Origin of the sequence: Terribacillus saccharophilus (assembly GCF_000725365.1) — a bacterium.
Classification (GTDB): domain Bacteria; phylum Bacillota; class Bacilli; order Bacillales; family Amphibacillaceae; genus Terribacillus; species Terribacillus saccharophilus.
Genome location: NZ_CP008876.1, coordinates 2,021,729 through 2,035,429, shown reverse-complemented (window position 1 = coordinate 2,035,429; position 13,701 = coordinate 2,021,729). Strand labels below are relative to the sequence as shown.

Below are 13,701 nucleotides of genomic sequence, written 5' to 3'. Positions count from 1 at the left end.
TGTTTCGGCAAGGAAACATGGTAAACTAATTAAAAGAGACAGGAACGATGATAAAGGAGTTTGGTGTATGACGAAAAAATTAGTATTGATTGATGGAAACAGCATCGCTTATCGTGCGTTTTTTGCACTTCCGCTGCTGAATAATGATAAAGGAATCCACACAAATGCAATCTATGGATTCACTACAATGCTATTCCGTATTTTAGAAAATGAGAAACCAACACATTTGCTAGTCGCCTTTGATGCAGGGAAGACGACTTTCCGTCATGAAACGTATAAAGAATACAAGGGTGGCCGTCAGAAAACGCCATCCGAATTATCGGAACAATTCCCGCTGCTGCGCGAGTTACTGGATGCATTTTCAATTAAGCATTATCAGCTGAATCAATATGAAGCGGATGACATTATCGGTACATTGACCAAACAAGCAGAAACGGATGATTTCGAGATTAAAGTTATTTCCGGGGATAAGGATTTATTACAGCTTGTTAGTGATAAGACGACTATTCAGCTCACAAGAAAAGGTATTAGTGAAATAGATTCCTATACACCGGACTTCCTATTGGAAAACATGGAAGTTACACCTGATCAAATTATTGATATGAAAGCACTTATGGGCGATAGCTCCGATAATATACCAGGTGTTCCTGGTGTTGGCCAAAAGACTGCTGTCAAACTGCTGAAGCAATTCCAAACGCTGGATCGTATTTACGAACAGCTGGATGACGTATCCGGAAAAAGCATTAAGCAGAAGCTGACGGATAATAAAGAATCAGCGTTCATGAGCCGGGAGCTGGCAACAATTGAAACGAAAGCGCCAATTGAAGTAAGTCTTGAAGAAATTAATTATGATGGCTTTCAGCCTGCAGCTGTAAGTACGATATTCAAAGATCTTGGCTTCCAGTCGTTGCTGGGCAGGCTTGGTGAAGAAGGTGCACCGGAAGAAGTATCTCAAGAGCTTACACCGCTCGATGTTACAATCGTGGATAACATTACCGAGGACTTATTCACCGGAGAAGATGCACTTGTTGTCGAGATGCTGACTGATAACTACCATACAGCTCAAATTGAAGGATTCGGCCTCGCCAATGCAAACGGAGCATTTTTCATACCGTCAGATGTCGCGTACGAGTCAGATGTGTTCAAAGCATGGGCAGAAGATAGTACGAAAGCAAAATGGGTTTTTGATGTAAAACGATCTGTCGTAGCATTGCTGCATCATGGGATTACGATGGAAAATGCTGATTTTGACCTATTATTGGCGTCTTACTTGATCAATCCATCTGAGAATCATCATGATATCCCAGCCATTGGACATCGATTAGGTAAAAACAATGTCTTATATGATGAAGAAGTATACGGAAAAGGCGCGAAGATGAAGATTCCGGATTTAGAAGCCTTTAGTGATCATCTTGCCAGAAAGGCGATGGTCATATATCAGCTTAAGCCAGAAGCAGAAGCTAAGCTTTCGGAAAACGAGCAGCTTGATTTATTCCGTAACCTGGAGATGCCTCTTGCCAGCATCCTTGGAGAAATGGAGTATCTAGGTGTGCAGGTAGATGTGGAACGCATCAAGGAAATGAAGGAAGAACTTGGCGGAAGATTATCGGAAATCGAGCAGAAGGTATACGAGCTTGCGGGCGAAGAATTCAATCTGAATTCACCTAAACAGCTTGGACCGATTCTTTTCGAAAAGCTGGGCTTACCGGTCATCAAGAAAACGAAAACAGGCTATTCCACATCAGCAGATGTATTGGAACAGCTTGCTGATCAGCACGAGATCATTCAGCAGCTGCTTTTATACCGTCAATTAGGGAAACTGCAGTCTACTTATATAGAAGGACTTTTGAAAGTGGTGGATAATGACACAAATAAAATCCATACACGATTCAATCAGGCATTAACACAAACAGGTCGATTGAGCTCGACGGAGCCGAATTTACAGAACATCCCGATCCGGCTTGAAGAAGGTCGTAAAATCAGACAAGCCTTTGTACCGTCAAAAGAGGATTCAGTTATTTTTGCTGCTGATTATTCTCAAATTGAGCTTCGGGTTTTAGCACATATCGCCCAAGATGAAAAATTGATCGAGGCATTCAATGAAGATATGGATATTCACAGCCGGACGGCAATGGACGTTTTCCATGTTGAAGAGAAGGACATTACCAGCAACATGCGTCGCCAAGCGAAGGCAGTCAACTTTGGTATCGTCTACGGTATCAGTGATTATGGTTTATCCCAAAGTCTCGGTATCACACGTAAGGATGCCCAGCAGTTTATCGATCGTTATCTGAAGAGCTTCCCTGGTGTAAAAACATATATGGAAGATATCGTCCAGGATGCTAAACAGAAAGGCTTTGTCACGACGCTAATGAATCGCAGGCGCTATCTTCCGGATCTGACCAGCCGAAACTTTAACATGAGAAGCTTTGCTGAACGGACAGCGATGAACACGCCGATTCAGGGCAGTGCAGCTGACATTATCAAAAAAGCGATGATTGATTTGGCAGAACGCCTGGAAACAGAACAAATGGAAGCGAAGCTTTTGCTTTCGGTGCACGATGAACTGATTCTGGAAGCACCAGAATCTGAACTAGAGAAATTAAAAGAAATAGTACCTGATGTTATGGAACACGCTGTGGAGCTGGATGTTCCCCTGAAAGTGGAATATGCATACGGCAAAACATGGTACGATGCGAAATAAGTAAGGAAAGAAGGACAAGGAATGCCGGAATTACCTGAGGTAGAAACAGCAAGAAGGACATTGGAACAGCTCGTCGTCGGCAAGACGATTGAAGACATCACTGTCCGCTGGCATAAAATCATTAAATTTGATGAAGGTGTGGAATCCTTCATCAATCGGCTGAAAGGACAGACATTCCGTTCGATTGGCCGAAAAGGAAAGTTTCTTCTGTTTTATTTGGATGGAGATGTACTTGTGTCCCATTTGCGGATGGAAGGAAAGTTCTCCGTCAAGCCTGATACAGAACCATCTGATAAGCATACCCATGTCATCTTCCAGCTGACAAATGGCGAACAGCTGCGTTATAACGATGTCCGCAAGTTCGGCACAATGCACCTGTTCACTGAAGGTCAAGAAAATGATACACCGCCGCTTACCTTAGTTGGACCGGAGCCTTTTGATGAAGCATTCACTTTGGATTATTTCAAAGACAAGGTACAGCGAAGCAGCAGAATGATCAAGAATATTTTACTGGATCAAACTGTTGTTGCAGGTTTGGGCAATATTTATGTTGATGAGACATTATTTAAAGCTGGGGTTCATCCAGAGCGACGAGGTAGTTCGATGGAGGACATGGAATTGGTTCGTATTCAGCAGGCTGCGGCCGAGACATTACTGGAAGCGGTTGAAAAGGGCGGCAGCACTATCCGCAGCTACGTGAACAGCCAAGGGAAGATCGGCACGTTCCAACAGCAGCTGCTCGTATATGGCCAGAACGGAACACCATGCCCGAATTGTGGCAGGGAAATCAGCAAAATCAAAGTAGGCGGGAGAGGCACACACATCTGTACTTTCTGTCAGAAGTAAAGGAGGAGTCAATGGTGGGTATTGTAATTGGACTGACCGGCGGCATTGCATCCGGAAAAAGTACAGTGAGCGACTTGTTCAAAGAATATAATATCCCGGTTGTTGATGCGGATATCGTCGCCCGTGAAGTAGTCGAGCCTGGTGAGCCTGCTTTGGCTGGCATTGTCGACGCATTTGGCAGTGATATCTTACTTCCTGACGGGTCGCTTGACAGGCAGAAGCTAGGTGGGATCATCTTTCAGGATCAAGAGAAACGAGAGATTTTGAATGGTATCGTCCATCCTGTTGTCAGGGAAAGGATGACAGCTGATCGAGATCGTCTTAAAACTGGACATCCAGCAGTTGTCCTTGATATACCACTATTATTTGAAGGTAGCCAATTGCATCTAGTTGATAAGGTGGTTGTTGTAAATGTAGATCCGCGAATTCAGCTGGAAAGACTGATGCAGCGAAATAAACTAACCGAGCAGGAAGCGTTGGACCGAATCAACAGCCAAATGTCTCTGGCGGACAAAGCATCTAGAGCGGATGCAGTCATTGATAATAATGGCAGCAGGGATGAAACGAGAGTGCAGCTAGAGAAGCTTTTGCTAAAATGGAACATTAAAGAAGAAGCCTAATAAAAAGGGCTTCTTTTTTATTACCATTATTCCTTTAATATGTTATACTAATATCAATAAATCATTATATAGTGTGACACATTAGAGGAGGCAGTATAATGACAACACGTATCGCGATTAATGGATTTGGCAGAATTGGACGATTGGTTTGCAGACGAGCAATGGAAATGCCTGATTTGGAAATTGTGGCAGTGAACGCTTCTTATCCGGCAGAGACGCTGGCTCATCTTCTCCGTTATGACAGCGTGCATGGTAACTTGGATGCTGATATTTCCGCAGAAGCTGGCACAATTGTTTATGCAGGAAAAAAGATTCGTGTCATAGGGGAACGGAATCCAGCACAGCTTCCATGGAAGGAACTTGACGTTGATGTCGTCATCGAAGCAACCGGGAAGTTCTGTTCTCAGGAAACGGCATCTCTGCACTTGGATGCAGGTGCAAAAAAGGTTGTCATTACAGCTCCTGGAAAAAATGTGGACGCAACAATTGTAATGGGTGTAAATGATCGGATATATGAAAGTGATGTGCATCATATCGTTTCCAACGCTTCCTGTACGACAAACTGCTTGGCCCCTGTCGTTAAAGTACTGGATGAACGGTTTACAATCAAAAACGGTCTGATGACCACGGTTCATAGCTTCACGAATGACCAGAAAAATATCGACAATCCTCATAAAGATTTGCGCAGAGCCAGAGGCTGTACACAATCGATCATTCCAACGACAACTGGAGCGGCCAAAGCACTTGCGGAAGTATTGCCGCATCTAAAGGGGAAGCTGCACGGCATGGCATTGCGTGTTCCGACTCCCAATGTATCGCTTGTTGATCTCGTAGTCGATGTGGAAGAATCCGTTACAGCTGAGCAAGTCAATGATGCATTCCGAACAGCGGCTGAAACAGATATGCGAGGCATTGTCTCCTATAGTGAAGAGCCATTGGTCAGCATCGATTATACGACCACAGCACAGTCGGCTACTATTGATGGGTTATCCACTATTGTTATGGAAGGAAAAAAGATTAAGGTCATTGCTTGGTATGATAATGAATGGGGTTATTCCTGTCGAGTCGTAGATTTGGCTCAGCTTGTCGGCAGCAGCCTTCTAAAGGCGGATAGGGCAGAAGTCATTTAAGGGAAACTTCCCCCTTTGATCTAATTTTGAACGTATGCTTGCCAAACAGGTACAAACACTATATACTACTTTTTGCATGCATTCTTTGCAGCATACAAGCAAATGCTCAAAACTGTTTTCCTGAAGGATTTATGCAGCAAGTGACTGCTTAAAGGGTTAGGACCTCTTAGGACTAACTTTCCCCCGTGGCAATTCACGCATCTATTTTTTAGGTAAATATTCAAAGGGGGAAGTACATTGGATACAATGGGAAGACATGTTATAGCGGAATTATGGGATTGTAACACAGAAAAACTGAACGACATGCAGCTGATCGAGCAAATCTTTGTTGACGCGGCATTGAAATCAGGAGCTGAAGTACGGGAGGTTGCCTTCCACAAATTTGCGCCGCATGGCGTGAGCGGAGTGGTTATCATCTCTGAATCACATCTGACAATCCACAGTTTTCCGGAACATGGCTACGCTAGCATTGATGTATACACATGCGGTAACATCATTGACCCGAACGTAGCAACCGATTATATCATTGATGCGCTTGAAGCTAAAACCTGTGAAAAAGCAGAGCTTCCGCGGGGCATGGGTCCTGTGGCAGTACAGCCGAAATCACATTAATACCTGAATAACCACCCCTGTTCCTTTTAGGAACAGGGTTTTTTAATGTTGTATCTCAAATCGGAAAAATGGCAAGCCTACATAAGGATAGATAGCTTATGGTCGCATTTTAGTTTCACTTCAGATATAATAGCAGGTACTAATAGTTACTGCTAGAAAGAAGGTATCTTTTTGAATAGACGTGTCGTAGTTACTGGATATGGTGCTGTTACGCCGCTTGGCTCGGATGTAGACACATTCTGGAATAATATTAAAGCTGGGGAATCCGGCATCAAACAGTTGGATCCGGAGAAGTTTGCCGGAATAGCTTCACAAATCGGCGGAATTGCTAGCGGATTTGATCCGGAGCAGTATTTGGACAAAAAAGAAATTGAACGCTATGACTTGTATAGTCAATTTGCTTACGGTGCCTCTTTGCAAGCAATGGAGCAAGCAAATCTGTCAGTGGATACCGTAAATCCTGAACGTGTGGGAATTTATATCGGTTCCGGTATTGGCGGGGTAAATACAATATTGGACAATCATGCTACGATGCTTGAGAAAGGCCCTCGGCGCGTTTCACCATTTATGGTGCCGATGATGATCAGCAACATGGCAGCAGGAATTGTCTCCATTAAGACAGGATTCAGCGGACCTAGCTTCGCGCCTGTGTCTGCTTGTGCAACTGGAAACCATGCGATTGGGGAAGCATTCCTAAATATTAAGCATGGTTACGCAGATGCCATTCTTGCTGGTGGAGCGGAAGCATCGATTACGCCTTTCGCTTATGCTGGATTTACAAAAATGCGTGCAATGAGTACACAAAATGATACACCTCAAACTGCTAGCTCGCCATTCGATGCAAATCGAGATGGGTTTGTCATGTCAGAGGGTGCGGGTATTCTTGTACTGGAAGAGCTGGAACATGCGCAAAAACGAGGCGCAAACATCCTTGGTGAAATTGTGGGATACGGATCGACAACAGATGCGCACCATATTACATCACCTAACTATCTTGGTCCAGCACGCGCAATGAAGCTTGCGATGCAAATGGCTGATTTAGAGCTTGGGGACGTGGATTACATAAATGCACACGCTACAAGCACCCCTGAAGGAGATAAAACAGAAACAAAAGCGATCAAGGAAGTATTCGGAGACAAAGCTAGTGACTTGCTGATCAGTTCAACGAAATCGATGACAGGTCATCTGTTCGGTGCTGCTGGAGCTGTAGAAGCAATTATCACATTAAAAGCCCTGCAAGATGGCATTGTACCTCCAACGATCAATTATCGAGATGCTGATCCTGACTGCGATTTGTCTTATGTACCGAACGAAGCGGTGGAAAAGGATTTGACAGTTGCTTTGTCGAATGGCTTCGGTTTCGGCGGACACAATGCGGTGCTTGCACTGCAAAAATGGAAAGGGTAGCCCTCGGCTGCCTTTTTTTGTTGGGTCTAAGAACGCTTCGATTTTTCGCTTGAATCATGGTAGAATAAGAAAAAGACGATGCAAAAGTGTCGCAAATGCGCGAAGCCTGTCGAGGTTCGCGAAAGTAATGGGGTGGATCGGCATGAGATGTCCAAACTGCCAATATAAAAGCACAAAAGTACTAGACTCCCGTCCCATCGAGGAAGGGCGTTCCATCCGGCGACGCAGAGAATGCGAAGACTGCGCTTTTCGCTTCACAACGTTCGAACGTATTGAAGCAACACCGTTGATTGTTGTTAAAAAAGAAGGAACGCGGGAAGAATTCAGTAAAGAGAAGCTTTTGCGCGGGTTGATCAAGGCGTGTGAGAAACGTCCGGTCGCGCTTGAGCAGATTGAACATATTGTAGCGGAAGTGGAAAAAGAACTGCGTAACAGCGGAACATCTGAAGTACAAAGCAATGATATCGGTGAAATGGTCATGGAACGGCTGTCAGAAGTGGATGAAGTGGCGTATGTTCGTTTCGCATCTGTTTACCGTCAATTCAAGGATATCAGTGTTTTCCTGGAAGAATTGAAGGACTTGATTAAAACCGATAAGAAAGAGTAATAGTTTGCAAGAAGGAAAGGACAGATAGTATGAACAGTCAGCATATCGGGAAACTTCTGCCAGCTGATGGTTACCAGCTCCGAATGAGAGCAGTGCTTCCGGAAGCATATTCGGCAGCGCTGACGCATCTGTATCAGCCGCTACTCGGCATTCGAGCAGTGACCTTATATCAGACGCTGGTCAATGATTATTTCCTGCATCATGGCAAATGTGAACCGCAGACACATCATATGCTTATGACGCTGCTGGACATGCCGATGGATCAATTGTATGAAGCAAGACTCCAGCTGGAAGCGATAGGACTCATCCGGACGTATCAAAATCTTGGGGAACAGAACGTGTACACATATGATTTGTATGCACCATTTTCACCAGATGCATTTTTCCAAGATGATATGCTGTCCCAGCTGCTGTATCACCAATTAGGCGAAAGCAGATTCAAGCAGATGAAAGATCTCTTGATTAAAGAGGAGGATTTTCCTGAAACGATGGAAGAAGTTACAGCATCGTTTGAGGCTGTCTTTTCAACTGTGAATTTGACAAAGCATGCTGTTCAGCCGAGAAAGGCAGCAGCTAGGCCGGTTGCAGATGTAAAGAGAGGGCCTTCCATTGAAACTGAAGTGGTCGATTTCGACTGGCTGCGTCAATCATTGAAACAGCGGATGCTCGATCCGGAAGTGATTCTTACACCTCGCAACCAAAAGTTGCTTGAGTCGATGACTGTTTTGTACAGCCTAACTTCGGCTGATATTGATAAAGCACTGCTTTGGGCTGTTTCTGATGAACACGAGCTGAATCCGGCAGAATTTAAATCTGCTTGCCATGACCTATTTTTAGCACGTCCAAAAACTGCTGATACGAAGGTTATGGAGCTTGTCCAAAAGGAATCCAAAACGGAGATGGACAAACAGGAAATAGACAAACAGGCTACTACTAAGCAAGAACAGCTTATTCAGATCCTAGAGACAATATCACCAAAACAGCTGTTAGAGGATATTTCCGGAAACGGGACAGCAGCAGCTTCCGACTTGAAGGTCATCCGTGACGTTATGTCGGAACAAGGCATGGCACCTGGCATTATGAATGTGCTAGTCTATTATGTGCTGCTCAAATCCGATATGAAGCTGTCGAAAGCATATATGGAGAAGATTGCAGCCCATTGGGCTCGGAAAAAGGTAAGTACAGTAAGAGAAGCGATGGAGCTTGCTAAAAGCAGTAACCAGCCGTGGAATACAGCAAACAGCACAAACCAGTCCGCAGCAAGAAGAAAAACTTCAGGCCGTGCGGAGGTTGTGCCGGAATGGTTCGATCAAAAAGGCAAAGTGGAAGCTCCAAGTACTGCAGCTGTGCCTGATGCAGATGTAGCGGAATTGCTTAAACAGTTCAATGAAAATAAGCGGCATGTTTGACTGATAGCAGGAAGGGGGTGCACGTATGGAACCCATTCAAGCATCCTTGCGGAAATGGATGCAGGAAAACAGTAATTTTAAAGAGAATTTTGAGCGCATGCAGCAGCAAGTGAGGCAGGATCCAGAAGTCAAAGCGGTCTTGGAAGCAAATCCGCAACTGACGGAACAGGATATCCAGCGGAATATGATGCGTCTTTTCGAATATACAACACAATCAAAGCAATGCCATGATTGTCCATCACTTGGAGAATGCCGGAATATCCTTAATGGTTATACTCCGACGATTGAAGTAGATGGTAATGTCATCCGTCTTGCATATGATAAGTGCCATAGCCGACTTCAGCAGGAAGAACGGGAGAAGCAGCAATCACGAATCAACAGCCTGTACATGCCGAAGGATATATTGGAGGCGTCGACAGAAATGCTTGATCATGGTGATTCTGAGCGCCAGCAAGCGATTTTGAAGACATTACAGTTCCTTCAGCAGACAGGAGACACCATCCCAGAAAAAGGGCTGTATTTCTATGGACCGTTCGGCGTAGGGAAAACGTATTTCCTCGGTGCTATTGCTAACTATTTAGCCGAAAGAAATATATCCAGCATGCTTATCTACATGCCGGAGTTTGTAAGAGAAATGAAAGCTTCTATGAAAGATGACTCAGTCAATGAAAAAGTGGAACTGTTCAAGAAGACACCAGTACTCATGCTCGACGATATGGGCGCCGAATCCCAATCGGCTTGGTTCAGAGATGAGATACTCGGTTCCATTCTTCATTATCGTATGATGGAAAGGCTGCCGGTCTTCTTTACATCCAACTATTCGATTGCCCAGCTGGAACAGCAGATTGCCACTACCAATCGCGGAGATGTGGAACGTGTGAAAGCAGGCCGGATCATGGAGCGCATTAAGCGTGTTGCCAACGAGGTGCCGTTGTTCGGGAAAAATAGAAGGAACAATTGACTTAAAAGACAAGCCAGATACTGGCTTGTCTTTTTTTTGGGCTCATAATTCCATTCTCTGCCCAATATAATGTAACAGTTGATAGTGGCGAGGGTGGTTGATATTGCGTAAAGTGTTTATCAAATCAAAAAAAGAGATGGATACATTCTGTTCGTGTCTGGCAATAGTGGATGGAACGAAACAGGTGTATGTGGATGAAGATGACCGCTGGGGCTATGAAGCAACAATTCATGATGGCTATCACCGGCGAATTGCAATCGCCTTAGTAGAAACATTTCTTCATCACCGAGAGACAGAATGGATCGAGCAAATTGTGAAAGAAGTTTATTATTATAAGGACGAGGAAGCGATCAAGCGGATAGCAGAATTGACACAAACGATTCTCGTCGGAGATATGTATGAAGAAGAAAAAGAACCCAGCTTGCCCCGTCAGCAAATTACACAGGTTTTTCAGGACATTGCTGCCAAGCACATCAGGATTTTCTACGACGCTGTCATCCAATTTCGCAGCACTGCGTACAGGGAAGCATTGATGGATGTAGTCGGTCATGCGATAGATGAATATAAGCGTGAAGAAGAGTATCAGCTGTATGTGGAATCTCTGCGGGAATATGTTGGTAAAAAGCCGATAGGAACTGACGAAATCCATGTGATACAAGGGCGTGACTTCGCCTTTTACAAAGAAGATGGAACGAGCTATACCGCTGAGGAGATTACATCGCTTGCTGTTGAAGAACCGCTCTTTTTAGCTGGTATAGGGAAACAGGAAAAAAATCTTACACCTTTGATTGCCATGTCGCCTCGTCAAATCTATTTGTATGGTGACTACCCATCAGAACCAAAGACACTGACTGTCATTAATATTTTTCAGGAAAGAGCCGCATACCTTCCCTTACATCAATTTCCTTTCTCCCGTTATTAGCATGTCCTTGCATTTTCCCGAATCAGCGCTTATACTTACCTTATATGAAGAAGCGACAATAAAGGACATGATAGTAAAATCCGTTTGCGTTTAAGAGAGGGGAGCCTAGGCTGGAAGCTTCCTGCATACGCTTTGCTGTTACCACCTTTTAACGCTCTGTCGGGGGACGAAAGAAAACCGGCAGCGTGTGATCGACGTTACAGATCCTTGAGCCGGTATATATACCGGGAATTAGGGTGGAACCACGAGACAAACGCTCGTCCCTTTGCACAAACTTTGTGCAAAGGGACGGGCTTTTTATATTTTAGGAGGAAAGAACAATGGCAGATGTATTAGAAATCATTTTCCCAGATGGAGCAAAGAAAGAGTTTCCTGCTGGAACAACTGGCGAGGATATCGCAGGATCCATTTCATCAGGTTTGAAGAAGCAGGCTATCGCAGTCAATATCGACGGCGTCGCATATGATCTGCGCACACCGCTTCCGAATGGCGGTGCAATTGAAATCGTCACACTTAAGCAGGAACAAGGCGTGGAAATCATGCGTCACTCTGCTGCGCACTTACTTGCACAAGCAGTAAAACGCCTATATGGTAACGTACAGTTCGGAGTAGGACCGGTAATCGAGAACGGCTTCTTCTATGATATGGATCTAGAGGCTTCAATCACACCGGAAGATCTACCGAAGATCGAGAAAGAAATGCAGCGAATCGTTGATGCCAACCTTCCGATTGTCCGTAAAGTTGTCAGCCGTGAGGAAGCAAAAGCGATGTTCTCTGACATTGGCGATAAGCTGAAATTAGAATTGATCGATGCGATTCCGGAAGATCAAGATGTAACAATCTATGAGCAAGGTGAATTCTTCGACCTTTGCCGTGGTATCCACGTACCATCTACAGGCAAAATTAAAGTGTTCAAGCTGCTTAGCATTTCCGGTGCTTACTGGAGAGGCGACAGCAAAAACCAAATGCTTCAGCGTATTTATGGTACTGCTTTCGAGAAAAAAGGCGAGCTGGATCACCACTTGAAAATGCTAGAAGAAGCAAAAGAGCGTGACCACCGTAAACTAGGAAAAGAGCTGGAATTGTTCACTGTTTCCCAAAAAGTCGGACAAGGTCTGCCGCTTTGGCTGCCAAAAGGTGCAACAATCCGCCGTACAATCGAACGCTACATCGTCGACTTGGAAGAAAAGCTTGGCTATGATCACGTTTATACTCCTGTACTGGGAAGTGTAGAGCTTTATAAAACAAGCGGACACTGGGATCATTATAAAGATGATATGTTCCCGACAATGGAAATGGATAATGAAGACCTTGTACTTCGCCCGATGAACTGTCCGCACCATATGATGGTATACAAAAATGAATTGCATAGCTACCGGAGCCTTCCTATCCGTATCGCGGAACTAGGAACAATGCACCGTCACGAAATGTCTGGTGCCCTTGCAGGCTTGCAGCGTGTTCGCGCAATGACATTGAATGATGCGCATATCTTCGCACGTCCAGATCAATTGAAAGATGAGTTCATTCGTGTAGTAAATCTCGTACAAGCTGTGTACAAAGACTTCGGTATCGATGACTATTCCTTCCGTCTTTCTTACCGTGATCCTGAAGACAAAGAAAAATATGTCGACAATGATGCAATGTGGGAAAAAGCGCAAGCAATGCTGAAAGAAACAATGGAAGATCTTGAACTTGATTATGTAGAAGCAGAAGGCGAAGCAGCATTCTACGGTCCGAAACTAGACGTTCAGGTGAAGACAGCTCTTGGTAAAGATGAAACATTATCTACTGTTCAGTTGGACTTCCACTTGCCAGAACGCTTTGACCTGACTTACATCGGCGAAGATGGTAAAGAACATCGTCCAGTCGTTATCCACCGTGGTGTAGTATCGACAATGGAACGTTTTGTTGCCTTCTTGATTGAAGAATACAAAGGTGCCTTCCCGACATGGCTTGCACCAGTCCAAGCGAAAATCATTCCAGTTTCTCCGGAAGCGCATATGGATTATGCACGCCAAGTGGAGGATACACTTCGTATGGAGGGTATTCGTGTACAAGTGGATGAGCGCGATGAAAAGATGGGCTACAAGATCCGTGAAGCACAAGTACAGAAGATTCCATACCAAATCGTTGTCGGCGACCAGGAAGTAACTGACCAAGCCGTCAACATCCGCCGTTACGGAGAAAAACAATCCGAAACGAAAGATTTGAAAGCTTTCACTGCAGAAATCAAAGAAGAAGTAGCGAAACGCGTATTGCGTAAATAACATAAAAAAATCCTTCCATCACTAAAGTGGTGGAAGGATTTTTTGTGTATTTTTATGATAGATAAGACTACAGGAAGCTACTAAATTTAAACACTGGTGCTTGCTTTGATGAGAGTGAAGATACTCACTTTTTAGGAAATAGAAATGAAATAATAATTAATAGTAGTGCAATTATCATGGCGAAAAATATCCACATATCTATATATTCGGGGTTTA

At 44.3% G+C, this 13,701-nt stretch carries 11 protein-coding genes; all 11 read left to right on the top strand.

Translation table 11 applies throughout. From position 1 onward, the window contains the following. The first annotated feature begins 67 nt into the window (after positions 1–67). The 11 genes from polA to thrS all read left to right on the top strand — a co-directional run bounded on the left by polA (position 68) and on the right by thrS (position 13,485). Positions 68–2,704 (top strand): DNA polymerase I, encoded by a 2,637-nt coding sequence (polA, locus tag GZ22_RS10375; protein WP_038562164.1) that lies wholly within the window; start codon positions 68–70, stop codon positions 2,702–2,704. 21 nt (positions 2,705–2,725) lie between these two features. Then, on the top strand, positions 2,726–3,550 hold the full coding sequence (gene mutM / locus GZ22_RS10370) for a DNA-formamidopyrimidine glycosylase (protein WP_038562161.1): 825 nt from the start codon (positions 2,726–2,728) through the stop codon (positions 3,548–3,550). A 14-nt stretch (positions 3,551–3,564) separates the two neighbouring features. Continuing rightward, a complete protein-coding gene (gene coaE, locus GZ22_RS10365) occupies positions 3,565–4,170 on the top strand; it encodes a dephospho-CoA kinase (protein ID WP_038565882.1) in 606 nt (201 codons plus the stop codon). 98 nt (positions 4,171–4,268) lie between these two features. Continuing rightward, a complete protein-coding gene (locus tag GZ22_RS10360; RefSeq protein ID WP_038562158.1) occupies positions 4,269–5,300 on the top strand; it encodes a glyceraldehyde-3-phosphate dehydrogenase in 1,032 nt (343 codons plus the stop codon). Positions 5,301–5,537: 237 nt separating this feature from the next. Then, complete coding sequence (gene speD / locus GZ22_RS10355) at positions 5,538–5,912, top strand: adenosylmethionine decarboxylase (RefSeq protein ID WP_038562156.1); 375 nt, start codon at positions 5,538–5,540, stop codon at positions 5,910–5,912. Positions 5,913–6,083: 171 nt separating this feature from the next. Beyond that, positions 6,084–7,319, top strand: a complete 1,236-nt coding sequence (gene fabF / locus GZ22_RS10350; protein WP_038562153.1) for a beta-ketoacyl-ACP synthase II — start codon at positions 6,084–6,086, stop codon at positions 7,317–7,319. Positions 7,320–7,461: 142 nt separating this feature from the next. After that, on the top strand, positions 7,462–7,926 hold the full coding sequence (gene nrdR / locus GZ22_RS10345; protein WP_038562151.1) for a transcriptional regulator NrdR: 465 nt from the start codon (positions 7,462–7,464) through the stop codon (positions 7,924–7,926). Positions 7,927–7,955: 29 nt separating this feature from the next. Beyond that, positions 7,956–9,335, top strand: a complete 1,380-nt coding sequence (locus tag GZ22_RS10340; protein WP_038562149.1) for a replication initiation and membrane attachment family protein — start codon at positions 7,956–7,958, stop codon at positions 9,333–9,335. 25 nt (positions 9,336–9,360) lie between these two features. Further along, on the top strand, positions 9,361–10,296 hold the full coding sequence (gene dnaI, locus GZ22_RS10335) for a primosomal protein DnaI (protein WP_038562147.1): 936 nt from the start codon (positions 9,361–9,363) through the stop codon (positions 10,294–10,296). Positions 10,297–10,408: 112 nt separating this feature from the next. Continuing rightward, positions 10,409–11,218 (top strand): sporulation protein YtxC, encoded by an 810-nt coding sequence (gene ytxC, locus GZ22_RS10330; RefSeq protein ID WP_245609725.1) that lies wholly within the window; start codon positions 10,409–10,411, stop codon positions 11,216–11,218. Positions 11,219–11,538: 320 nt separating this feature from the next. Continuing rightward, a complete protein-coding gene (thrS, locus tag GZ22_RS10325) occupies positions 11,539–13,485 on the top strand; it encodes a threonine--tRNA ligase (protein WP_038562142.1) in 1,947 nt (648 codons plus the stop codon). Positions 13,486–13,701 lie beyond the last annotated feature (216 nt).

Coding starts and splice junctions, on each gene's coding strand:
- nrdR (WP_038562151.1), top strand. CDS start 7,462: ATGAGATGTCCAAACTGCCAATATAAAAGCACAAAAGTACTAGACTCC.
- mutM (WP_038562161.1), top strand. CDS start 2,726: ATGCCGGAATTACCTGAGGTAGAAACAGCAAGAAGGACATTGGAACAG.
- polA (WP_038562164.1), top strand. CDS start 68: ATGACGAAAAAATTAGTATTGATTGATGGAAACAGCATCGCTTATCGT.
- GZ22_RS10340 (WP_038562149.1), top strand. CDS start 7,956: ATGAACAGTCAGCATATCGGGAAACTTCTGCCAGCTGATGGTTACCAG.
- GZ22_RS10360 (WP_038562158.1), top strand. CDS start 4,269: ATGACAACACGTATCGCGATTAATGGATTTGGCAGAATTGGACGATTG.
- thrS (WP_038562142.1), top strand. CDS start 11,539: ATGGCAGATGTATTAGAAATCATTTTCCCAGATGGAGCAAAGAAAGAG.
- dnaI (WP_038562147.1), top strand. CDS start 9,361: ATGGAACCCATTCAAGCATCCTTGCGGAAATGGATGCAGGAAAACAGT.